We start from the raw sequence: 21,531 nt of genomic DNA, 5'->3' as shown, positions 1-21,531 counted from the left end.
GACCTCCTCGCCCGCCGCTTCGGCGCCCCTGCCGGTCGGCAGGCCCGCGCCGATCCCGGCCGCGCAGGGAGGCAACTGGTCGGGCTGGTGGGACCCGGCGCCGGCCGAGCGCGGTGCCCGCTTCGGGGAGGACTGGACCGGCCGGAACGGCGACGGCCACCACGCGAACGGGAACGGCCACCACGCGAACGGGAACGGCCACCACGGCAACGGCCACCACGGCAACGGCCACCACGGCAACGGCCACCACGCGAACGGCAACGGCCACAACGGCAACGGGCACGGCCGGAACGGTCACGCTCTCCTCGGCGGCGACGGCGCCGCGTCCGCGGGCTTCGGCGGCCAGGACGGCGCCGCCCACCCGGGCGCCGGCCTCGACGGCGCCCGCAACGGGTCCGTGAACGGCACGCTGGACGGAGCCGCGGACGGCACCCGGAACGGCACCAGGAACGGCACCGTGAACGGGTCCGGCACCGGAGCGCCGCACGGGGCCGACGAGCACGCCGGCACCGGTCACGCCACGGACGGGCGTGCGAACGGGCACGCCCCCGAGCACCCTGCCGACGGACAAGCCGACCGGGCCACCGACCGGGCCACGGACGGTGCGGGCTCCCGGGGCTCCGGCGACGCGAACACCGGCCGGGTCCCGATCCCGGCCCCGCGTCCGGCCCCGGCCGAGCGCTCCCGGCCCCCGGCCACCGGCTCCAGCGGGCTGCGGCGGCGTGTCCCACAGGCGTCGCTCGCCCCCGAGCTGCGCGGCGGCACGGCCCGGCCCGCCACCCCGGCGGCCCCGCAGACCCCGGCCGGGCCCAGCGCCGACGCCGCGCAGGCCCTGTCCCGCTACCAGGCCAGCCGGCAGGCCGCCCAGGCCGTCGCCGACCAGGGCCTCGACAGGGCCCGGACCGGCGGCGCGCACGACCAGCACGACCAGCACACCACCGACAGGAGGACCAACCCGTGAGCACGTCGACCGGCCGGCTGGACTGGCTGCTCGTGGAGTTCACCCGGGACGTCCCGGGGGTCGTCAACGCCGTCGTCGTCTCCGGTGACGGGCTGCGCCTCGCCTCCTCGCCCGGCGTCGGCGACACCCTGGGCGACCAGCTGTCGGCCGCGGCCTCCGGGCTCGTCAGCCTGGCCAACGGGACCGCCCAGCTGCTGGGCTCCGGCGCGGTGAGCCAGACCATCCTCGAGATGGAGGGCGGCTACCTGTTCGTCACCGCCGTCAGCCGGGGCGCGACGCTCGCGGTCCACGCCGAGCGCGCCTGCGACATCGGCATGATCGGTTACGAGATGACGCTGCTGGCGTCGCGGGTCGGCCACGCGCTGACCCCGGCGCCACGCACCCCGGCGGGCCGCTGAGGTGCGGACGGAAGGCACGGCCGAGGACCAGCCGGCCAGACGCGCCGGCCGGGTCGTCCCGGTCTACGCGGTCACCGGCGGGCGGACCCGCTCGGCGGGCAAGGAGCTGCCGGTCGAGGCGCTCGTGACGGTCACCCACTCGGGCCGGCACGCCGCCGACCTGCAGCTGGAGTACCGGACGATCCTCGGCCTCGCCGCGGCCCCGGTCTCGCTGGTCGAGATCGGCGCGGCCCTGCAGGTGCCGGTGGGCGTGGCCCGGGTCCTGGTCGGCGACCTGGCCGACGCGGGCTACGTGGCGGTGCACCTGCCGCAGGTCGGGGGCGACGGCGCCCCCGGCCCCGAGATCCTGGAGCGACTGTTGGAGGGGCTGCGTGCGCGGTCAGGGTGAGCTGTACCCGCTGAAGATCCTCGTGGCCGGGGGCTTCGGCGTGGGCAAGACGACCTTCGTGCGGTCGCTGTCGGAGATCCCGCCGCTGCTCACCGAGCAGACGATGACCGCCGCGTCCGTCGGCGTCGACGACACCGTCGCCGTGCCGGACAAGACCACGACGACGGTCGCGATGGACTTCGGCCGGATCACGGTCGACGAGTCGCTGATCCTCTACCTGTTCGGCACGCCCGGGCAGTCCCGCTTCTGGTTCATGTGGGACGAGCTCGCGCGCGGCTCCGTCGGCGCCGTCGTGCTGGTGGACCTGCGCCGGGTCGACGAGTGCTTCCCGGCGATCGACTACTTCGAGGACCGGCGGATCCCGTACGTCATCGGGGTCAACCGGTTCCCGGGATCGGAGGAGCACTCCGAGGCCGACGTGCGCGACGCGCTGGCGCTCGCGCCGGAGACCCCGGTGATGTGGATGGACGCCCGCGAGGCCGACTCGAGTCTCCGGTCGCTCGTGGCGCTGGTCGAGCACGCGCTCGCGCGCACGGCCGTCGCGGGCTGACGCGCCAGGATCTCCGGCGCGGGTCCACGGCACGGACCTCGCTCCTCGGCGACAGGGCTCCCACCCGGAAGGGTGGGAGCCCGCCGTCGTTCTCGGGTCCGGTCGTCAGGAGCGGCGGGGGTCAGCGGGGCAGGGCGGAGGCGCGCCAGGCGCCGGGACCGACCTCGAGCGGCCGGCGCAGCCGGTCCGCGGGGTTCGACCACAGGTCGCGCGGCTTCGGCGGCGGCTCGTCGCCGTCGCTCGCCGCGGCCGCGAGCACCACCGTCAGCGCCGCCAACTCCTCGGGCGTCGGGTCACCCTTGATCACCCGGAAGAGCGCGCGGCGCTCCTCCGGCGACTTCTCCTCGACGTTCTCGCTCATCGCCGCGCCTCCCCACCTCGTGCGTGCCGGCGGTCGCCGGGGCGACGACCGGCACTCGCCGCACCGCCGGTCACAGCGGGATGTTGCCGTGCTTGCGGGCCGGGCCCTGCTCCCGCTTGGTCGCCAGCATCCGCAGCGAGCGGCCCACGTACCCGCGGGTGTGCGAGGGCGGGACCACCGCGTCGATGTACCCGCGGTCCGCGGCGATGTAGGGGTTGGCGAGGGTGTCCTCGTACTCCTGCTGCAGCTCGGCGCGCTTGGCGGCGAGCTCGTCGCCCTCCAGGCCCTTGAGCTCCTTGCGGTACAGGATGTTCACCGCGCCCGAGGCGCCGGTGACGGCGATCTGGGCGGTCGGCCAGGCGATGTTGACGTCGGCGCCGAGGTGCTTGGAGCCCATGACGTCGTACGCGCCGCCGTAGGCCTTGCGGACGATCACGGTGACCTTGGGGACGGTCGCCTCGGCGTAGGCGTAGATCAGCTTCGCGCCGCGGCGGATGATGCCGTTCCACTCCTGGTCGGTGCCCGGCAGGAAGCCCGGGACGTCGACGAAGGTGAGGATCGGGATGTTGAAGGCGTCGCAGGTCCGCACGAAGCGGGCGGCCTTCTCGGAGGCGTCGATGTCGAGGCAGCCGGCGAACTGGGTCGGCTGGTTGGCCACGATCCCGACCGAGCGGCCCTCGACGCGGGCGAAGCCGACCACGATGTTCGGCGCCCACAGCTCCTGGACCTCGAGGAACTCGCCCTCGTCGACGACCCTGTTGATGACCTCGCGGATGTCGTAGGGCGTGTTCGCCGAGTCCGGGACGATCGTGTCCAGCTCGCGGTCGGTGTCGGTGATGCCGTCCTCGATGGAGCCGGCGGTCGGCTCCGGCGCCGGGTAGAGCGGCGGCTCGGACAGGTTGTTCGACGGCAGGAAGCTCAGCAGCTCCTTGACGTAGTCGAGGGCGTCCTGCTCGTCGGAGCCGAGATAGTGCGCCACACCGGACTTGGAGTTGTGCGCCCGGCCGCCGCCGAGCTCCTCCATGTCGACGTCCTCGCCGGTGACGGTCTTGATGACGTCCGGGCCGGTGATGAACATGTGGCTGGTCTCGTCGACCATGACCGTGAAGTCGGTGAGCGCGGGGGAGTACACCGCGCCGCCCGCCGACGGACCCATGATCAGCGAGATCTGCGGGATGACGCCGGAGGCCTTCACGTTGCGCATGAAGATCTCGCCGTAGAGGCCGAGGGCGACCACGCCCTCCTGGATGCGCGCGCCACCGCCGTCGTTGATCCCGATCACCGGGCAGCCGATCTTGGCCGCGACGTCCATGACCTTGACGATCTTCTCGCCGTAGACCTCGCCCAGCGAGCCGCCGAAGACGGTGGCGTCCTGGGAGAACACGGCGACCGGGCGGCCGTCGATGGTGCCGGTGCCGGTGACGACGCCGTCGCCGAACGGCCGCTTCTCCTGCATCCCGAAGTTCGTGGAGCGGTGCCGGACCAGGGCGTCGAGCTCGACGAACGAGCCGGGGTCGAGCAGCTGGTCGATGCGCTCACGGGCGGTCTGCCGGCCCTTGGCGTGCTGGCGCTCCGCGGCCGCATCGGACGGCAGCGCCTCGGTGTACCGCTTGTACAGGTCGGCCAGCTTGCCGGCCGTCGTGTGCACGTCCGGCTCGACGTCCGGGGCGTTCGACGGGTCCCCCATCGGCTCCGATGCAGCGCTCATGGCTGCGGAGCCTAACCCGGCCGTTACGCGCCCGGGACGCCCGGCGGAGCGGTCTGCGTCACGTTCGCGCCGGTCATCGCGCTCGTCCTGCGACGAGCGGTCGCGTCGGCGGCGGCTCGCTCGGCGCGCGGCTCGGCGCACCGGACGCGCCTGGCGCACCGTCGGGCGCCTTCACCGGGCCTCGCGCCGGGGCGGGCCGGGCGGGCGGGGATAGGTTCCGGCCGTGAGCACCCCCGCGCCGCAGCCCTTCGACGAGCACGCGCTGCGCCACGCCCTGCTCGGCCCGGCGGGCCGCTGGACCCGGCTCGACGTCGTCGAGGAGACCGGGTCGACCAACGCCGACCTGACGGCCGAGGCCGTCGCCGGCGCGCCCGACGGCACCGTGCTGGTCACCGAGCACCAGACCAAGGGCCGCGGCCGGCTCGACCGCACCTGGGAGGCGCCCCGCGGCTCGGGGATCGCCGTGAGCGTGCTGTGGCGGCCCGAGGGCATCCCCGCCGAGCGACTGGGCTGGATCCCGATGCTCGGCGGCGTCGCGCTGCTCGACGCGGTGCGGACCGTCGCCCCCGGCGTGGCGGCCGGCCTCAAGTGGCCCAACGACCTGCTGCTCGGCCCCGACCGCCGCAAGGGGGCCGGGATCCTCGCCGAGATGACGCCGGTGTCCGGCGGCGGCCCCGGCGTCGTCCTCGGGATGGGGGTCAACGTCGACGCCCCGGCCGGGACCCTGCCCGAGACCGCCACCTCGCTGGCCGCCGAGGGCGCCTCCGTCGACCGCTCGGAACTGCTCGTCGCCCTGCTGCGCAACCTCGCCGAGCGCGAGTCGGCGTGGCGGGCCGCCGCCGGGGACGCCGACGAGTCCGGGCTGCGCGCCGACTACCGCGCCGGCTGCCTCTCGCTCGGCTCCGAGGTGCGGGTGGAGCTGCCCGGCGGCGCCGCCCTCGTCGGGATGGCCGAGGACGTCGACCCGCAGGGCCATCTGCTGGTCCTCGAACCGGACGGGCACCGCCGCGCGATCGCGGCCGGTGACATCGTGCACCTGCGGCCCGCGGACCGTCCCGACGCGTGATCCGCCGCCGGATACGGTGGGTGCGTGGCCTATCCGGACGAGCTGCTGGTCGAGGGCGAGCGGGTGGTGCTCCACACCCGGCCGCACTGGAAGATGCTGGTGCTCCCCGTGCTGGTCTTCCTCGTCGTGGTGGCGGCGGCGTCCTTCCTCGCGGCGCTGGTGGGCGCGCAGGGCTGGGCACCGGTCGCCCGGGTCGCGCTCGCGGTCGTGGCGCTGGTGCTCGTCGGACGGTTCACGGTGCTGCCGTTCGCGCGCTGGCGGACCACGCACTTCGTCGTGACCACGCGGCGGGTGCTGGTTCGGGAGGGGGTCCTGTCGCGCAGCGGGATGGACATCCCGATGTCGCGGATCAACACCGTGCAGTTCCGGCACACGGTCGCGGAGCGCATGCTGGGGTGCGGGACGCTCGTCATCGAGTCGGCCTCCGACGAGCCGCTGGAGTTCGAGGACGTCCCCGCCGTCGAGAAGGTCCATTCGCTGCTCTACCAGGAGGTCGCCGACGATGCCTGAGCCCCGTGCGCTCCCGATGACCGTCCCCACCGAGGGTCTGCCGGCCCACGTGACGATCTACGAGGTCGGCGCGCGGGACGGGCTGCAGAACGAGCAGCAGGCCGTGCCGGTCGAGGTGAAGGCCGAGTTCCTCACCCGGCTCGCCGACGCCGGGCTCACCACGCTCGAGGCGACCAGCTTCGTGCACCCGAAGTGGGTCCCGCAGCTGGCCGACGCCGCCGCGCTGCTCGAGCGGCTCGAGCGCCGCCCGGGCGTCGACTACCCCGTCCTGGTGCCCAACGACCGCGGCCTGGACCGCGCGATCGAGGCCGGCGTGGACCACGTCGCGGTGTTCGCCAGCGCCACGGAGACCTTCGCGGCGAAGAACCTCAACCGCACCCTCGACTCGCAGTTCGACATGTTCGAGCCCACCGTGAAGCGGGCCCTCGACCACGGGATGCGGGTGCGGGCCTACGTGTCGATGGCCTTCGGCGACCCGTGGGAGGGCGCGGTCGAGCCCGCGCAGGTCGCGGCCGTGGGGCGGCGGCTGGTGGAGATGGGGTGCTGGCAGCTGTCGCTGGGCGACACCATCGGCACCGGCACGCCCGGGCACGCCGAGGCCGTGATCGACGCGTGCGTGGCCGGGTCCGTGCCCGTCGACCGGATCGCCGTGCACTTCCACGACACCTACGGCCAGGCGCTGGCGAACACGCTCGCCGCCCTGCGCCGCGGCGTGACCACGGTGGACTCGTCGGCGGGCGGGCTCGGCGGCTGCCCGTACGCGAGGTCGGCCACCGGCAACCTCGCCACCGAGGACCTCGTCTGGATGCTCGACGGCCTGGGCATCGGGCACGGCGCCAACCTCGACGCCCTGGTCGAGACCAGCGTGTGGATGGCGGGGAAGCTCGGCCGCCCCTCGCCGTCGCGCGTGGTGAAGGCGCTGTCGGGCGCCTGAGCCCGAGGGGGTGGGGCGACCGCCGTTCGGGTGCAGCGGCGGCCGCCCGGGCAGCCCTGAGCGCACCCGATCGACGACCCGGGGACGGCCCACGCCGTGGAGGCGCGTCAGGGGCGCGGGTGCTCCCGGGAGCCGAACATGCCGGTGAAGCGGGCGCGGTAGACCACGTCGTCGCTGTCGGGGGCGCCCCGGCGCATCCAGGCCCGCAGCGTGACCAGGCCCATCCACGGCTTCGACGACGACCGCCGCGCCTCGAGGATCTCGAGCGAGGCGAACAGCTCGTCGCCCGCGAAGACCGGCGCCGGCCAGGCGATCTCGTCACCGCCGGGCGAGCCGAGCGCGGTGGAGCGCAGCAACAGCTCGTCGACGTAGAGCCGCATCCACAGCCCCGCGGTGAACCAGCCCGACGCGGCCAGGTCCCCGAAGATCGACTCCTTGCCCGCGGCCTCGTCGAGGTGGAAGGGCTGCGGGTCGAAGCGGCGGGCGAACTCGACCATCTCGTCGCGGTCCACGGTCACGGAACCGAAGTCGAGGACCCGGCCCGGTGTGAGGTCCTCGAACGCGATCTCGGGGGCATCCGGCATTCCCGCACGGTAACCCGCGCGGTCCCGGACCCCACCGTGGGTGACCTCACCCCGCGCCGAGGATCCGCACGGCGGCGTCGTGCAGCAGGCCGTTGGAGGCGATGCCGTTGCCGCCCGCGAAACCCGGCCGCCCGCCCAGGTCGGTGAGCCTGCCGCCCGCCTCCTCGAGGATCGGCTGCACCGCGGCGAGGTCCCAGGCGTTGGCCTCCGGCTCCACGGCCAGGTCGAGGACGCCCTCGGCGACCAGGCAGTGCTGCCAGAAGTCGCCGAAGGCCCGGGTCTCCCAGCAGGCGTCGGTGAGCCGGAGCCAGGCGTCGAGCAGGCCGTGTTCGCGGAAGGTGTTGAGGTCGGTCGTCGAGACGTAGCAGTCGCCCAGCTCGGCGACCCCCGTCACCGAGATCCGCCGCGCCTCCCCGCCCGGGCGGTCGGAGGTCCACGCGCCGTGCCCGGCGGCCCCCCACCAGCGCCGGCCCAGCGCGGGCGCGCTCACCACGCCGACCGTCGGCCGCCCGTGCTCGGTCAGGGCGATCAACGTGGCCCACACCGGCATCCCGCGGGAGAAGTTCTTGGTGCCGTCGATGGGGTCGAGCACCCAGCCGCGTCCGCTCGGCGGCAGCGCGTCGAGCGAGCCGCCGCGCTCCTCGCCGAGCACGGCGTCGTCCGGCCGCTGCCCGGTCAGTGCCGCGCGCAGGGCGTCCTCCGCGGCGGTGTCGGCGTCCGTCACCGGCGTGCGGTCCGGCTTGCGCGTGATCCGGAGGTCGGCGGCGCGGAAGCGCGGCAGGGTGATCGCGTCGGCGATGTCGGCGAGCTGGAGCGCGAGGGCGAGATCCGCCCGCGTGTCCGAATCGGTCCCGGTGGAGGTCACGGCCGGGGAGCATGCCACGCGTCCCGGGTACGGACGGGCCTAAGCTCAACGACGTGACCACCGTCCTGTTGGCGGAGGACGACGCCGCGATCGCGGAGCCGCTCTCCCGCGCCCTGCAGCGCGAGGGCTACGAGGTGGACGTCGCCGCCGACGGTGCCTCCGCGCTGGAGACCGTCCGGCAGGGACACGTCGACCTGCTGGTCCTCGACCTCGGCCTGCCCGGGATGGACGGGCTGGAGGTCTGTCGCCGGCTCCGCCCCGACTTCCCCGACCTCCCGGTGCTGATGCTCACCGCGCGCACGGACGAGGTCGACTTCGTCGTCGGCCTCGACGCCGGCGCGGACGACTACGTCGGCAAGCCCTTCCGCCTCGCCGAGCTGCTCGCCCGCGTCCGCGCGCTGCTGCGCCGGCTCACGCCGGAGACCGTCGAGGTCGGCGGCGTCCGGATGGAGCTGTCCGGCCGCCGGGTCCTGGTCGACGGCGAGGAGGTCGGCCTGGCGAACAAGGAGTTCGAGCTGCTGCGCGTGCTCCTGCTGCGGGCCGGGCAGGTCGTCACCCGCGAGGAGATCCTCCGCGAGGTGTGGAACGACCCCGACATGAAGACCTCGAAGACGCTGGACATGCACATGTCCTGGCTGCGGCGCAAGATCGGCGGGGAGCGGCGCATCGCGACGGTGCGCGGCGTCGGGTTCCGCTTCAACCACGGCTGAGCCCGCGTGCGCCGCCGGATCCTGGTCTCGACCCTGTTCGTCGTCGCGGTCACGGCGCTGGTCCTGGGCGGGCCGCTGGCCTTCACCACCTGGCGGCTGGTCGACGACTTCACCCGGGCCGAGCTGATCCAGCGGCTCGAGCAGATCGACGACCGGCTCGACGACAAGCCGCCCGGCGCCCCGATCGACTCGGCCGCGATCGCGCTCGCGGTCCCGTCCGGCGGCGAGCTCGTGGTCGACGTCCCGGGCACGCCGGTGCAGCGGGTGGGGGCCCTGGAGAGCCCCGACATCCTCTCCGAGTCGCTGCCCTTCGGGCAGGGCGGCACGATCACGCTCTCCGAGCCGATCTCGGTGATGCGCACCCAGCAGCTGCAGGTCACCGTGATCGTGATCCTGCTGGTGGTGCTGTCCGTGGGCACCGGTGCGGTGGTCGCCACGGTCACCGCCCGCCGGCTGGCCGGCCCCCTGCTCGACGTCGCCGACCGGGCCGCGCGGCTCGGCGCCGGCGACTTCCGGCGCGCCCCGCACCGGCACGGCATCCCCGAGCTCGACCGGGTGTCCGACGTGCTCGACACCTCCGCGGGCGCCCTCGCCGACCTGGTGCAGCGCGAGCGGGCGCTGGTCGGGGACGTCTCGCACCAGCTCCGCAGCCGCATCACCGCGCTCACCCTGCGGCTCGACGAGCTCTCCACCCACCCCGATCCCAGTGCGCGCCGGGAGGCCCTCGCCGCGCTGGAGCAGACCGAGAAGCTCTCCGAGGTGCTCGACGAACTGCTGGAGGCCGCCCGCGCCGCCCGCGCCGCCGGCGCCGAGCCGATGGACCTGCGCTCGGGCCTCACCGAGGTCGCCGACGAGTGGCGGCCCGCCCTGGAGGCCGCCGGACGCCGGCTCAAGCTGCGGGTGCCGGAGGGACTGCTGGCGCGGGTCACGCCCGCCCGCATCCGCGAGGCCGTGGGCGCGCTGGTGGACAACGCCCTGCGGCACGGGGGCGGGACGGTGACGATCTCCGCGCGGGAGGGCGCGAACGCGCTGGTCGTGGAGGTGAGCGACACCGGCTCCGGGATCCCCGAGGAGCTGGTGCCGCACGTGTTCGACCGGGGCGTGTCGGTGCAGTCGTCCACGGGGCTGGGGCTCGCGCTGGCCCGGGCGCTCGTGGAGGCCGACGGTGGGCGGTTGGAGCTCTCCCGGGCCCGCCCCCCGACCTTCACGATCTTCCTCCCCGCCGCCCGCGCCGACGACGTCGTCGGCCCGCCCCGCCGCGCCGGCAGCCCGCGGTAGAACCGGCCGCCAGCAGCGGTCGCGGTGGTGGGTTCGCCCGCTGACGGCTGCGGCACCCCCGCTCGGCCTTGCGCACCCGCCCGGCCTCGGCGCACCCGCCGGCCCTTGGTGCGCCCGCTGGGCCTCGGCGCGCCCGCCGGCCCTTGGTGCGCCCGCTGGGCCTCGGCGCGCCCGCTGGGCCTTGGTGCGCCCGCTGGGCCTGAGAGACCTGCTCTCGTCCTCGCGTGCTGACCCGACGGCACACTCGCCCGGCCGCCGCACACCTGTTCGGTAGGCGGCACACCGGCTCGGGTCGTCGCACATCCGCTCGGTGGCGCTCGCACACCCGAGGCGATCGCGGCACACCCGGTCGACGGGGTGTGTCGCGTCCCGGCGGATGTGCCGGCCCGGCGTGGAGCGGAGCCGGTGCCGAGTCGGCTCGCTGCTCCCCGGCCTCACGCGGTCGTCCTCGATCCGACCTGGACTCTCCTCGATCCGACCAGGACTCCCGCTCGCACACCCGCCGGGTCGAGATACACCCCGTCGACCGGTTGTGCCGCGAGACCGCAGGGTGTGCGGCTGGACACCACCGGCTGTGCCGGGAGTCGGCGGGTGTGCCGGGAGCCGCCGGGGTGTGCCGGGAGCCGCAGGGTGTGCCAGAGCCGCCGGGCTTGCCGGGAGCCCCCGGGAACCGCCGGGTGTGCCGGGAGCCGGCGGGTGTGCCGGTCTCGTCAGGTCGCACCTCGGCGTCCGTCACCGAATGCTCCACGAACGGTCATCTCGATCCGAGACTCCTGAACGCCCGCTCGGTTACCGTGCGGGCATGGCGGAGCGGATGGTCGAGGTGGGCGACGGGGTGCGGCTGCGGGTCACCGAGGAGGGTTCGGGCCGGCCGGTCATCCTGGCGCACGGCTTCCCGGAGCTGGCGTACTCCTGGCGGCACCAGATCCCCGCGCTCGCGGCGGAGGGCTATCGCGCGGTCGCGCCGGACCAGCGCGGCTACGGCGGCTCCTCGCGCCCGGAGCGCGTCGAGGACTACGACATCCACCACCTCACCGGCGATCTCGTCGCGCTGCTCGACGACCTCGGCGAGGAGCGCGCCGTGTTCGTCGGGCACGACTGGGGCGCGATGGTCGTGTGGAACCTGGCGCTGCTGCACCCGGAGCGGGTGGCGGGCGTGTGCGGGATGAGCGTGCCGTTCGTGCCGCGTGCGCAGCGGCCGCCGACGGAGATCTGGCGCGAGAAGCTGGCGGGGAAGTTCTTCTACATCCTGCACTTCCAGCAGCCCGGGGTCGCCGACGCCGAGATGGCGAAGGACCCGGCCCGCACGATGCGCGGAATGCTCAGCGGGCTGGTCGCCGGGGACGGGACGCGCCTGATCGGCCCGGACGACGGGCGTGGCATCGTCGAGCGCCTCCCGCAGCCGGAGTCCCTCCCCGGCTGGCTCACGCAGGAGGAGCTCGACCACTACGCCGCCGAGTTCGCCCGCACCGGCTTCACCGGCGGGATCAACTGGTACCGGAACTTCGACCGCAACTGGGAGCGCACGCCCGGGCTCGCGGGAGCGCACGTGACCGTGCCGAGCTTCTTCCTCGCCGGCGACGCCGACCCCGTCCTGCGGATGACGCCGCCGGACCGGCAGGCGGAGTACCTCGACGACCTGCGCGGGGAGGTGCTGGTCGAGGGCGCGGGGCACTGGGTGCAGCAGGAGCGCCCGACGGAGGTGAACACCGCGCTGCTGGGCTTCCTGCGCGGGATCGACTGGTAGCCGGGCTACTGCCCCAGCTCGTCGAGGTGCCGGGGGACGGTCACCTGGCGGCGCACGTTCTCGTCCGGGAACACGAACCGGCGGAAGGCCCACCAGCGGAAGGCCATCCCGACGAGCGTGCCGAGGATCTGCCCGCTCACGAAGTCCGCGATCTCCTGGGTGAGCAGGGACACCTCGGGCACCTGCAGGTGGAACAGGTAGCGCGAGGCCGCGAGCGGGGCGGAGTACATCGCCACGCCGAGCCCGCTGACGAGGAAGAACAGCAGCGCCTCGTGGTGGCGCTCACGCCCGCCGCGGGTGCGGAAGGACCACTCGCGGTTCATGACGTACGACACGATGGTGGCCACGAGCACCGCGACGATCTTGGCGGTGAGCGGCTTGGTGTCCAGCACGGTGGTCTTGAGGACCAGGAAGACCGCGGTGTCGATCACCCAGGTGGCCCCGCCGACGACCGCGAACTTGAGCAGTTCCCGGTGCCTGATGGCGATGCCGCGGTAGGGCTCGGGGATGCGCGCCAGCGTCGTCTCGACCAGGGACACTCGATCGATCGTGCCAGATCGTCGCAGCGCACCGGCGTCCGGCCCGGGTCCACCGCGTGTCGGTGGGTAGGCTTCTCCGACCGTGAGCACCTCTGCACCGCGCCGGGACTTCCCGGTCGTCGGGATGGTCGGCGGGGGCCAGCTGGCCCGGATGACGCACCAGGCCGCGATCGGGCTGGGTCAGTCGCTGCGGGTCCTGGCCGTCAAGCCGGACGAGCCCGCGCCACTGGTCGCGCCCGACGTCGTCCCGGGCGGGGCGGACGATCTCGCCGCGCTCGAGGCGCTCGCCGTCGGCTGCGACGCGGTGACCTTCGACCACGAGGGCGTGCCGCAGGAGCACCTGCGCGCGCTCGTCGCGAAGGGCGTGCCGGTGCGCCCGCACCCCGACGCCCTGCAGCACGCGCAGGACAAGCTCGTGATGCGCCGCCGGCTGTCGGCGATGGGGCTGCCGGTGCCGGCGTTCGCCGAGATCACCGCCCCCGAGCAGGTCGACGCGTTCGCCGCCGAGCACGGCTGGCCCGTCGTCCTCAAGGCCGCCCGCGGCGGCTACGACGGCCGCGGCGTCTGGTTCCTGCGCGCCGCCGACCCCGCTGAGGCGCGCTCCGCCGGGGCGCCGCACGGTGACCTGGTCCGCGAGCTGCTGGCCGCAGGCACCCCGCTGCTGGTCGAGGAGGCCGTGGCGATGCGCCGCGAGCTGGCCGCCCAGGTCGCCCGCTCGCCGTTCGGGCAGGCCGCGGCGTGGCCCGTCGTCGAGACGGTGCAGGAGGCCGGCCAGTGCGTGGAGGTCCTGGCCCCCGCGCCTGACCTGTCCGAGGAGCGCGCGCTGGAGGCCCAGTCGCTCGCCCTGCGGATCGCGCAGGAGCTCGACGTGACCGGGCTGCTCGCCGTCGAGCTGTTCGAGACCGACGCCGGGCTCGTGATCAACGAGCTGGCGATGCGTCCGCACAACTCGGGGCACTGGACGATCGAGGGCGCCCGGACCTCGCAGTTCGAGCAGCACCTGCGGGCCGTGCTCGACTACCCGCTGGGCACGACCACGATGACCGCGCCGGTCGTCGTCATGGCCAACGTGCTGGGCGCCGACGCGACGCCGGAGATGAGCGTCGACGAGCGCATCCACCACCTCTTCGCGCGGTTCCCGGACGTCAAGGTGCACCTCTACGGCAAGGGCGAGCGGCCGCTGCGCAAGGTCGGGCACGTGAACGTGCTCGGCACCGATCTCGCGGAGTGCCGGCGCAAGGCCGTGCTCGCGGCGCACTGGCTCTCCACCGCGCAGTGGGACGACGGGTGGTCGGTGCACGAGGGCGCGCCCGCCGGGGTCCCCACCGGAACGGGGGCGCGGCGGTGAGCGCCCGCGTCGGCGTGATCATGGGCAGCGACTCGGACTGGCCCGTGATGGAGGCGGCCGGGGTGGCGCTCGCCGAGTTCGGGGTGGAGTACGAGGTCGGCGTGTACTCCGCGCACCGCACGCCGCACCGGATGCTCGACTACGCCCGGGACGCGGCCGGCCGCGGCGTCCAGGTGATCGTCGCCGGGGCCGGCGGCGCCGCCCACCTGCCCGGCATGGTCGCCGCCGCGACCCCGCTGCCGGTGATCGGCGTGCCCGTGCCGCTGAAGGTGCTCGACGGGCTGGACTCGCTGCTGTCGATCGTGCAGATGCCGGCCGGGGTACCGGTCGCCACCGTCGCGGTGGGCAACGCCCGCAACGCCGGGCTGCTGGCCGTGCGGATCCTCGCCGCCGCGGACCCCGCGCTGCGCGAGCGGATGGAGCGCTTCCAGTCCGCGCTCGAGGAGATGGTGCTGGAGAAGGACGCGGCGCTGCGCGCGAAGGCCGCCGGCGCGGGCTCCTGATCATTCCCCGAATCACGTGGCGCGCGGCCGCCCCGCGGTCGTAGGGTGGCGGTACACGAGAAGGGAGGTGGTCCGACGTTGATTAGCGACAGGACTCGTGAGGTGGCTGTCCGCTAGGCACCATCAGGACGTCTTCCTGACGGCCAGTGGAAGCCGGTAGGTGCCGGCGAATCCCAGGCGGTCACCAGTGGTCCCCGGGCCCGAGCCCAGTCCAGCTCGGCATCGCGCTCCCCGTCGAAGACGAGGTGCGGCCCGGGGATCACCTATGTCCGGGCCCGTCCGGGCCCGCCGCGTCCTGCGGGCCGTGGGCGGCGGCGTCGGCGACCAGCTCGCGCAGCACCTCCCGGTCCACCTTCGCCAGCGAGGTGAAGCGCACGCAGGACTTCCCGGCGGACGCCCCGGGCAGCCGGTCCGCGTAGGTCTCGGCCAGGTACCGGCCGTCGATCGCGCAGAGGACGTACAGCGACAGGTACCGCTTCTGGGCGGCCAGCCCGATCAGCGCGGCCTCGCCCTCCCGCCCGATGGCGTAGCGGTACCGGAAGGGCCCGTAGCCCAGGATCCTGCGCTGCACCACGCGTTCCAGGCCGGGTGCGGCCTCGCGGATCAGGGCCTCGAGCGCCAGGACGTCCGAGCGGCGCCCTTCGTCGACGGCGTCGAGGTACTCCTCGGGGCTGAGCTCGCTCACCGGGTGATCGTGACGTACCGCCCGGGTCGCGGCCTCGGCCGTCGGGCGCAGGACCTGGTCGCTCAGCTGGTGCGGCGCTCCAGGGAGCGGGCCGCCCGCTCCAGCCGGCGGGCCACCTGCTCCAGGTCCGGGGCCTGCTCCAGCGGGAGCATGCCGGCGACCTTGCGGAAGTGCGCGCGGCAGGCCTCCGTGCCCCCGGCGGTGCCGCCGTCGACCAGCCAGCGGCGCAGGGCCTGGTTGTGCGCGGCGACGACCGCGGCCCCCGTGACCGCCGCCCGCAGGTCCCCGTCCTCGACGTCGGCGAGCCGGGCGGCGAGCTCCTTGGTGAACAGCCGCCGGTAGCGGTGCACCATCGCCGCCTCGCGGTCGCGCAGCGCGGGCACCTCGTGGACCAGTGCGAACCGCTTCCGCGCGGTCTCCGGGTCGGACAGGTAGAGGTCGAACACCGTCTCCCCGGCCCGCAGCACCACCGACAGCAGCGGCTCGGTGGGGTGGGCGGTGGCGAAGACCTCGGCGATCCGGGCGAGGCCCCGCTCGTGGTCGGGCGAGACCGCGTCCTCCTTGCCCTTGAAGTACCGGAAGAAGGTCCGGCGCCCGACGCCCGCGGCGGCCGCGATGTCGTCGACCGTCGTGTCGTCGTAGCCCCGCGCGGTGAACAGGTCCACCGCCGCCGTGACCAGGTCACGGCGTACCTCCGCGCGCCCTTCGGCCGAGCGGCCGCGGCGCGGAGTGACGCTGGACATGGCACGGAGGGTAGCAGGGGCGTTGTTTCGTGGCACGGAGTGCCGTTAGGCTGGGCGCACCCGGACACACCGACGTGGGAGAAGAGATGTTGAACGCCGACTTCGACGCCTACCGGCTGAGCGAGGAGCACGAGGCCCTCCGCGACGCCGTGCGTGCGCTCGCCGAGAAGGAGATCGCGCCGCACGCCGCGGAGGTGGACGAGCAGGCGCGCTTCCCCCACGAGGCCCGCGACGCGCTGGTCAAGGCCGGTTTCCAGGCCGTGCACATCCCCGAGGAGTACGGCGGGCAGGGCGCGGACGAGCTGGCCTCCTGCATCGTCATCGAGGAGGTCGCGCGGGTCTGCGCGTCGTCGTCGCTCATCCCGGCCGTCAACGGCCTGGGCTCGGTCCCGATCCTGCTGTCCGCGTCGGAGGACCTGAAGAAGCAGGTCCTGCCGTCGATCGCGAGCGGCGAGGCGATGATCAGCTACGCGCTCTCGGAGCGCGAGGCCGGCTCCGACGCGGCGTCGATGAGGACCCGCGCCCGCCGGGACGGCGACGACTGGGTGCTCAACGGCACCAAGTGCTGGATCACCAACGCCGGCGAGTCGACCTGGTACACGGTCATGGCCGTGACCGACCCGGAGAAGAAGGCCAACGGCATCTCGGCGTTCGTGGTGCACAAGGACGACCCGGGCTTCGAGGTCGGGCCCAAGGAGCGCAAGCTCGGCATCGCCGGCTCGCCGACCCGCGAGATCTACTTCACCGACTGCCGCATCCCGGGCGACCGGATCATCGGCGCCGAGGGGAGCGGCTTCAAGACCGCCCTCGCCACGCTGGACCACACCCGCCCGACGATCGGCGCGCAGGCCGTCGGCATCGCGCAGGGCGCGCTCGACCAGGCGATCGCCTACGTCAAGGAGCGCAAGCAGTTCGGGAAGGCCATCGCGGACTTCCAGGGCATCCAGTTCATGCTCGCGGACATGGCGATGAAGGTGGAGGCCGCGCGCCAGCTCGTCTACGTCGCGACCTCGCGTGCCGAGCGCGGCGAGAAGAACCTCGGCTTCATCTCCTCCGCCGCGAAGTGCCTTGCCAGCGACACGGCGATGCAGGTGACCACGGACGCGGTGCAGCTGTTCGGCGGCTACGGCTTCACCAAGGACTTCCCCGTGGAGCGCATGATGCGCGACGCCAAGATCACGCAGATCTACGAGGGCACCAACCAGGTGCAGCGCATGGTGATGGCGCGCTCCCTGCTCCGCTGACCAGTCGCACCATGGAACCATGATGCGCGGAATCGGCGTTCGTGAGCGCATCATGGTTCCATAACGCGCGCATTCCTGGCTTCTGAACGCGTTATGGTTCCATAGCGCGCGGATTCCTGGCTTGTGAACGCATCATGGTTCCATGCCGCGCATTCCCGGCTTCGGAACGCGTTATGGTTCCATCACGCAAGGGATCACAGTTCCATCACGCACGGGATCACAGGATGAAGCGGAAGAGCGGGGAGTCGGGCGGGATCCGCTCGATCCGCGGCGGCGCGGCCTCCATGCGGGCGAGCAGCGGTTCGAGGTCGGCCGGGTCGCCCAGCTCGATCCCGACGAGTGCGGGGCCGGTCTCCCGGTTGCTGCGCTTGACGTACTCGAAGAGCGTGATGTCGTCGTCCGGCCCGAGGACGTCGTCGAGGAAGCGGCGCAGCGCGCCCGGCTCCTGCGGGAACTCCACCAGGAAGTAGTGCTTGCGGCCCTCCCACACCAGGGCGCGCTCGACGATGTCGGCGTAGCGGCTGACGTCGTTGTTGCCGCCGGAGAGCAGGCACACCGTCGTCGAGCCGTGCGGGATGTCCAGCTGCCCGAGCGCGGCCGGCGCGAGCGCGCCCGCGGGCTCGGCGATGATCCCGTCGGACTGGTAGAGCGCGAGCATCTCGACGCAGATCCGGCCCTCGTCGACGGCGTCGACGGCGATCGACGCGTCCCGCACGATCGGGTAGGTGGTGTCGCCGACCCGGCGCACGGCGGCGCCGTCGACGAACGGCTCGACCGCGGCGAGGGTCGTCGGCTCGCCCTTGGCCAGGGCCGCTGCCATGCTCGCCGCCCCGGCCGGCTCGACCCCGATCACCCGCACGTCGGGGTGCCGTTCGCGCAGGTAGACGAGGGTGCCGGCGAGCAGCCCGCCGCCGCCGACGGGCACGATGATCTGGTCCGGCGGGTCGGCCAGCTGGGCGAGCACCTCGCGGGCGACGGTGCCCTGCCCGGCGACCGTGCGCGGGTCGTCGAAGGCCGGGACGAGGGTGGCGCCGGTCTGCGCGGCGTCGGCGGCGGCCGCCGCGGCCGCGTCGTCGTAGGTGTTGCCGACGACCACGACCTCCACGACCTTCCCGCCCAGCCGCGCGACCCGGTCCCGCTTCTGCCGCGGCGTGGTGCGGGGCAGGTAGACCCGGGCCGTGACGTGCAGCCGCGCGCACGCGAACGCGACGCCCTGGGCGTGGTTGCCGGCGCTCGCGCACACCACCCCGCGCTCGCGCTCCTCCGGCGACAGCTGGGCGATGAGGTTGTAGGCGCCGCGGATCTTGTACGAGCGGACCGGCTGCAGGTCCTCGCGCTTGAGCCACACCTCACCGCCGACGGCGTCGGACAGCCGCGCCGAGAGCTGCAGCGGGCTCGGCCCGATCACCGCGCGCAGCCGCCCCGCCGCGGCGTCGACGTCGGAGGCGGTCACGCTCTGGGCGGGGGCGCTCGTCATCACCCCACCGTAGCCAGCCCACCTGCGACGCTCGCCCCGAGCCTGCCCTCGGGGGAGGGGCTCAGGCGCGCGCCAGCCCGTCCAGGATCTCCGCGGCGCGGGTCCACAGCAGCGAGCCGCCCTCGTCGGGGCACCGGTGCAGCCGCGCCCCCGGGAAGCGGGTGGCGAGGGTGCGGCCGTGGTCCGGGGAGTGGACGGGCTCGCGTCGAGCTCGCCGTACCAGAGGTCGACGGGTACGCGGACCTGTCGGGCGTGGTCGGCCAGGGCCCCAGGGCGAGGACGAGGTCACGCGCGTAGCCGGCCGGTCCCTGGGCGAAGCCCTCGGCGAGCGCGGTGCGGTACGCGGAGGCGAAGGCGGGCTCGGTGTAGACGGCGATGTCGACCGGCGCGCTGTGCGTGACGGTGAGGTCCCACAGCAGCTCGGGCCCCGCCCAGCCCGCGGCGGCGTTCTCGAAGCCGGCCGGGTCGGCCGCGACCCGGTCGACCATCTCCCGCACCTCCGGCGGCACCCTCTCGCGCAGCGCGCGCAGGTCGTCCTGCCCGGACACGAGAGCGACGGCCCGGCCGAGGCCCGCCCCGGCGAGGGCGAAGACCGCGCCCTGGGAGAACCCGTCCCTCTCGTGCCACGGCCGGCTCAGAGGCGGGTGGTGCACTTCTCGGTCTCGTACCTGCGCTCCAGCCGGCTCGCGTCGGCGTGGGCGACCTGGACGAGGGAGGCGCCGGCGGCGAGGACGGCGAGCAGGCCGTCGACCAGGTCCTCGCGCGAGGACCAGTCCCGGGTGGACAGCACCCGGGACGATGCCGAGAACCCCAGGTCGGCGGCGCGCGCGGCCGCGCGGGCGGCCACGTCCGCAGCGGGCGTGCCGTCGAGGGCCGGAGCGTCGGCGGGCACCGGCTCCCACGGCACGAACTCGTCGCCGTGCAGCCGCACCTCGGTCGCGAAGTCGACCACCCCGGCGGGCAGGCCCTCGATCCCGCGGCCGAAGGCGTCGAGCGACAGGGCGACCACCCCGCCCGCCGGCTCGGCGGCCAGCGCGAGGTCGAGCCGCCCGGCGTCGCACAGCACGAGGTCCGCCTCGGCCGGCTCGCCGACCACCTCGGCCCCGCACGACCACGCCGCGAGCAGCACCGACGCCGTCTGCCAGTGCGCCGGCAACAGCACCGCGACCCTTCCGCCCGGCTCGACGTCGCACTCGTCGCGCAGCAGGTTGGCGGCCTTGGCCACCCAGTTCGCCGTGGTGACCGCGGAGAGCTCGATCCGCCCGCCGGTGGCGTCGTCGTAGAAGGTGATCAGCGGCCGGGCCGGGGCGGCGGCGAGCACCGGGTCGAGCAGGGTGGCGGTCAGCGACACGGACGTCCTTCGGGTGCGCGGTCGAGCGGGCGGACGGTCAGGGGCGGGCGATCAGTCGATGCACGGTACGCCGCCGGCGTTGACCTCGGTCGGCGGTGCGGGGGCGGAGGTCGAGGCGCCGCCGGCCGTGCTCGGGGCGGCCGCCGCGGAGGAGCCCGCGAAGTCGGTCCCGAGCAGCACCTGGACGTGCCCGGACGCCACGCCGTCGGCCTGCTCGACGCCGATCCCGCCGAGCTGCGCGGCCACGGCCCGGGCGGCCTCGTCGCCGTCGGACTGCGCGTAGCGGACGACCGAGGTCGAGCGGCTCGCCGAGTTCTCCACCGCGCCGCGCTGGTAGCCGGCCCCGCCGAGGCGTTCGGCGACCTGCGCCGCCAGCCCGGTGCCGCCCGAGCCGTTGCCGACGTCGACGGTGACGGTCGCGGGGTTCACGGTCGGCGTGCCCGCCTCCGGGGTCGGCTCGGCCTGCTCGGCCTCCTCCTTCGGCGCGATCCGCTGCTCGACGAACTGGTGGACCAGAGCGGGATCGACCAGCACGACGTCGCCGCGCTCGTTGTTCGCGCCGCCCTGCGTCGGGATCGTGAGGAAGTCGATGGTGCCGGCCGCGATGTCCGAGGCCTGCCGGGCGAAGCCCAGCAGGTCCCACCCCGAGTCGATGACCAGCGACTTCTCGGCGACGTCCACCAGCGCCGAGAGCGTGCCGGGGTTCGTCAGCGTGCCGCTGGAGAGGATCTTGTCGGCGACCGCGGCGAGGAACACCTGCTGCCGGCGGATGCGGGAGAGATCGCCCTCGGGCAGGCCGTGCCGCTGGCGGACGAAGGCCAGCGCGTCCGCCCCGGAGATCGTCTGCGGGCCGCCGGCGAAGCGGGCTCCGGAGAACTCGTCGCTCACCGGGGCGTTGAGGCAGACGTCGACGCCGCCGATGGCCTGGGTCAGGTTGTAGAAGCCGAGCAGGTTGATCTCGGCGTAGTGGTCGATCGTCAGGCCGGTGAGGTCCTGGACCGTCTCGATCAGCGCGGTGCGCCCCGTCGCCGACGACTGCTGGTCGGCGTCGCGCTGCGACACGCCGGACCTCACCAGCTCCTCCGCCTTGAGCGCCTTGGTGGCCGGGTAGGCGGCGTTGATCTTGTCCTTGCGGTAGCCGGGGATGTCGACGTAGCTGTCGCGCGGGATGGAGAAGGCCGTCGCGCTGCCGCCGTCCGCGGGGAGGTGCAGCACGATGATCGTGTCCGAGTTGAGGACACCGAACTCGGCGCCGCTGCGCAGGGTGCGCAGGACGTCGTCGGGCAGCGGGTTGCCCTGCGCGTCCGTGCGGCTGTCCACGCCGACGAGCAGGATGTTCTGCCCGCCGCCGGAGGAACTGCCGGTGATGACGTTCGTGGTGGTCAGCCCCGCGGTGAGGTCGCGGTAGAGGCCCCACACGGTGCCGGTGACCGCCACGACCAGCGCGGACAGGACGCAGAGCGTGATCCGGGCGCGGCGGACGAGGCGGCCCGGGGGCCGGGAGGGCGGCGGCGCGACCGGGCGGACCCGGGCCGGCGGGGGCGTGCGGGTCGGCGGCCGGGTGCGCGCGGCGCCGCGGGA

General features: G+C 74.3%; 24 protein-coding genes. 13 read left to right on the top strand and 11 right to left on the bottom strand.

Annotated elements, in window-relative coordinates:
* The 4 genes from ACFQH9_RS21760 to ACFQH9_RS21745 form a co-directional block, all read left to right on the top strand.
* Nucleotides 1–961, top strand: a 961-nt coding sequence (locus ACFQH9_RS21760; protein WP_379568348.1) for a hypothetical protein, incomplete at its 5' end; no start/stop codon positions are given.
* Complete coding sequence (locus tag ACFQH9_RS21755) at nucleotides 958–1,359, top strand: roadblock/LC7 domain-containing protein (RefSeq protein WP_379568346.1); 402 nt, start codon at nucleotides 958–960, stop codon at nucleotides 1,357–1,359. The genes ACFQH9_RS21760 and ACFQH9_RS21755, both read left to right, overlap by 4 nt.
* Nucleotide 1,360: 1 nt before the next feature.
* Entirely contained in the window at nucleotides 1,361–1,747 is a 387-nt protein-coding gene (locus tag ACFQH9_RS21750; protein ID WP_379568344.1) for a DUF742 domain-containing protein, read from the top strand.
* Nucleotides 1,731–2,297: a GTP-binding protein gene (locus tag ACFQH9_RS21745; protein ID WP_379568342.1), complete on the top strand. Its 567-nt coding sequence runs from the start codon at nucleotides 1,731–1,733 to the stop codon at nucleotides 2,295–2,297. Before ACFQH9_RS21750 ends, ACFQH9_RS21745 begins: the two co-directional genes overlap by 17 nt.
* Nucleotides 2,298–2,418: 121 nt before the next feature.
* Here ACFQH9_RS21745 and ACFQH9_RS21740 read toward each other — a convergent pair whose 3' ends face one another.
* Both ACFQH9_RS21740 and ACFQH9_RS21735 read right to left on the bottom strand, forming a co-directional pair.
* The gene (locus tag ACFQH9_RS21740) at nucleotides 2,419–2,658 is read right to left on the bottom strand and encodes an acyl-CoA carboxylase subunit epsilon (RefSeq protein WP_379568340.1); all 240 of its coding nucleotides are present in this window, start codon (nucleotides 2,656–2,658) and stop codon (nucleotides 2,419–2,421) included.
* Nucleotides 2,659–2,728: 70 nt separating this feature from the next.
* Complete coding sequence (locus ACFQH9_RS21735; RefSeq protein WP_379568338.1) at nucleotides 2,729–4,366, bottom strand: acyl-CoA carboxylase subunit beta; 1,638 nt, start codon at nucleotides 4,364–4,366, stop codon at nucleotides 2,729–2,731.
* A gap of 223 nt (nucleotides 4,367–4,589) precedes the next feature.
* On the opposite strand from ACFQH9_RS21735, the gene ACFQH9_RS21730 reads away from it, so the two are divergent.
* From ACFQH9_RS21730 to ACFQH9_RS21720, 3 genes are read left to right on the top strand one after another with little or no spacing between them, the layout of a single operon-like run.
* Nucleotides 4,590–5,432, top strand: coding sequence for a biotin--[acetyl-CoA-carboxylase] ligase (locus ACFQH9_RS21730; RefSeq protein ID WP_379568336.1), 843 nt, complete (start codon nucleotides 4,590–4,592; stop codon nucleotides 5,430–5,432).
* A 24-nt stretch (nucleotides 5,433–5,456) separates the two neighbouring features.
* Nucleotides 5,457–5,942 (top strand): PH domain-containing protein, encoded by a 486-nt coding sequence (locus tag ACFQH9_RS21725; protein ID WP_379568334.1) that lies wholly within the window; start codon nucleotides 5,457–5,459, stop codon nucleotides 5,940–5,942.
* On the top strand, nucleotides 5,935–6,876 hold the full coding sequence (locus ACFQH9_RS21720; RefSeq protein WP_379568332.1) for a hydroxymethylglutaryl-CoA lyase: 942 nt from the start codon (nucleotides 5,935–5,937) through the stop codon (nucleotides 6,874–6,876). Before ACFQH9_RS21725 ends, ACFQH9_RS21720 begins: the two co-directional genes overlap by 8 nt.
* Nucleotides 6,877–6,983: 107 nt before the next feature.
* Here ACFQH9_RS21720 and ACFQH9_RS21715 read toward each other — a convergent pair whose 3' ends face one another.
* Together ACFQH9_RS21715 and hisN are read right to left on the bottom strand one after the other, a co-directional pair.
* The gene (locus ACFQH9_RS21715; protein ID WP_379568330.1) at nucleotides 6,984–7,460 is read right to left on the bottom strand and encodes a MaoC family dehydratase; all 477 of its coding nucleotides are present in this window, start codon (nucleotides 7,458–7,460) and stop codon (nucleotides 6,984–6,986) included.
* 46 nt (nucleotides 7,461–7,506) lie between these two features.
* On the bottom strand, nucleotides 7,507–8,325 hold the full coding sequence (gene hisN, locus ACFQH9_RS21710; RefSeq protein ID WP_379568328.1) for a histidinol-phosphatase: 819 nt from the start codon (nucleotides 8,323–8,325) through the stop codon (nucleotides 7,507–7,509).
* A gap of 53 nt (nucleotides 8,326–8,378) precedes the next feature.
* Here hisN and ACFQH9_RS21705 point away from each other — a divergent pair, with 53 nt between their 5' ends.
* From ACFQH9_RS21705 to ACFQH9_RS21695, 3 genes are all read left to right on the top strand, one after another.
* Nucleotides 8,379–9,035 carry a response regulator transcription factor gene (locus ACFQH9_RS21705; RefSeq protein WP_379568326.1) on the top strand — a complete coding sequence of 219 codons (657 nt, stop codon included), beginning with the start codon at nucleotides 8,379–8,381 and terminating at the stop codon, nucleotides 9,033–9,035.
* 6 nt (nucleotides 9,036–9,041) lie between these two features.
* The gene (locus tag ACFQH9_RS21700; RefSeq protein WP_379568324.1) at nucleotides 9,042–10,313 is read left to right on the top strand and encodes an ATP-binding protein; all 1,272 of its coding nucleotides are present in this window, start codon (nucleotides 9,042–9,044) and stop codon (nucleotides 10,311–10,313) included.
* An 802-nt stretch (nucleotides 10,314–11,115) separates the two neighbouring features.
* On the top strand, nucleotides 11,116–12,060 hold the full coding sequence (locus ACFQH9_RS21695; protein ID WP_379568322.1) for an alpha/beta fold hydrolase: 945 nt from the start codon (nucleotides 11,116–11,118) through the stop codon (nucleotides 12,058–12,060).
* Nucleotides 12,061–12,065: 5 nt separating this feature from the next.
* On the opposite strand, the gene ACFQH9_RS21690 is transcribed toward ACFQH9_RS21695, so the two are convergent.
* Nucleotides 12,066–12,599 (bottom strand): GtrA family protein, encoded by a 534-nt coding sequence (locus tag ACFQH9_RS21690; protein ID WP_379568320.1) that lies wholly within the window; start codon nucleotides 12,597–12,599, stop codon nucleotides 12,066–12,068.
* A gap of 82 nt (nucleotides 12,600–12,681) precedes the next feature.
* On the opposite strand from ACFQH9_RS21690, the gene ACFQH9_RS21685 reads away from it, so the two are divergent.
* Complete coding sequence (locus ACFQH9_RS21685) at nucleotides 12,682–13,947, top strand: 5-(carboxyamino)imidazole ribonucleotide synthase (RefSeq protein WP_379568318.1); 1,266 nt, start codon at nucleotides 12,682–12,684, stop codon at nucleotides 13,945–13,947.
* Entirely contained in the window at nucleotides 13,944–14,450 is a 507-nt protein-coding gene (gene purE / locus ACFQH9_RS21680) for a 5-(carboxyamino)imidazole ribonucleotide mutase (protein ID WP_379568316.1), read from the top strand. Before ACFQH9_RS21685 ends, purE begins: the two co-directional genes overlap by 4 nt.
* Nucleotides 14,451–14,709: 259 nt before the next feature.
* Here the strand turns inward: purE and ACFQH9_RS21675 are convergent, their stop codons facing one another.
* Together ACFQH9_RS21675 and ACFQH9_RS21670 are read right to left on the bottom strand one after the other, a co-directional pair.
* Complete coding sequence (locus tag ACFQH9_RS21675) at nucleotides 14,710–15,135, bottom strand: DUF1801 domain-containing protein (protein WP_379568314.1); 426 nt, start codon at nucleotides 15,133–15,135, stop codon at nucleotides 14,710–14,712.
* Between the two features lie 62 nt (nucleotides 15,136–15,197).
* Nucleotides 15,198–15,878, bottom strand: a complete 681-nt coding sequence (locus tag ACFQH9_RS21670; RefSeq protein WP_379568312.1) for a TetR family transcriptional regulator — start codon at nucleotides 15,876–15,878, stop codon at nucleotides 15,198–15,200.
* Nucleotides 15,879–15,964: 86 nt separating this feature from the next.
* On the opposite strand from ACFQH9_RS21670, the gene ACFQH9_RS21665 reads away from it, so the two are divergent.
* Nucleotides 15,965–17,122, top strand: coding sequence for an acyl-CoA dehydrogenase (locus tag ACFQH9_RS21665; protein ID WP_379568310.1), 1,158 nt, complete (start codon nucleotides 15,965–15,967; stop codon nucleotides 17,120–17,122).
* 217 nt (nucleotides 17,123–17,339) lie between these two features.
* Here the strand turns inward: ACFQH9_RS21665 and ilvA are convergent, their stop codons facing one another.
* The 4 genes from ilvA to ACFQH9_RS21645 all read right to left on the bottom strand — a co-directional run.
* Nucleotides 17,340–18,599 carry a threonine ammonia-lyase IlvA gene (ilvA, locus tag ACFQH9_RS21660; protein WP_379568308.1) on the bottom strand — a complete coding sequence of 420 codons (1,260 nt, stop codon included), beginning with the start codon at nucleotides 18,597–18,599 and terminating at the stop codon, nucleotides 17,340–17,342.
* A complete protein-coding gene (locus ACFQH9_RS21655) occupies nucleotides 18,599–19,252 on the bottom strand; it encodes a hypothetical protein (protein ID WP_379568306.1) in 654 nt (217 codons plus the stop codon). Before ACFQH9_RS21655 ends, ilvA begins: the two co-directional genes overlap by 1 nt.
* A complete protein-coding gene (locus ACFQH9_RS21650; protein ID WP_379568304.1) occupies nucleotides 19,234–19,950 on the bottom strand; it encodes a TIGR03089 family protein in 717 nt (238 codons plus the stop codon). The genes ACFQH9_RS21655 and ACFQH9_RS21650 overlap by 19 nt, the downstream gene beginning before the upstream one ends.
* A gap of 51 nt (nucleotides 19,951–20,001) precedes the next feature.
* Nucleotides 20,002–21,531, bottom strand: a 1,530-nt coding sequence (locus ACFQH9_RS21645; protein ID WP_379568302.1) for an LCP family protein, incomplete at its 5' end; no start/stop codon positions are given.

Origin of the sequence: Pseudonocardia lutea (assembly GCF_042658055.1) — a bacterium.
GTDB lineage: Bacteria > Actinomycetota > Actinomycetes > Mycobacteriales > Pseudonocardiaceae > Pseudonocardia > Pseudonocardia lutea.
This window is presented reverse-complemented; position numbering and strand designations above follow the sequence as displayed.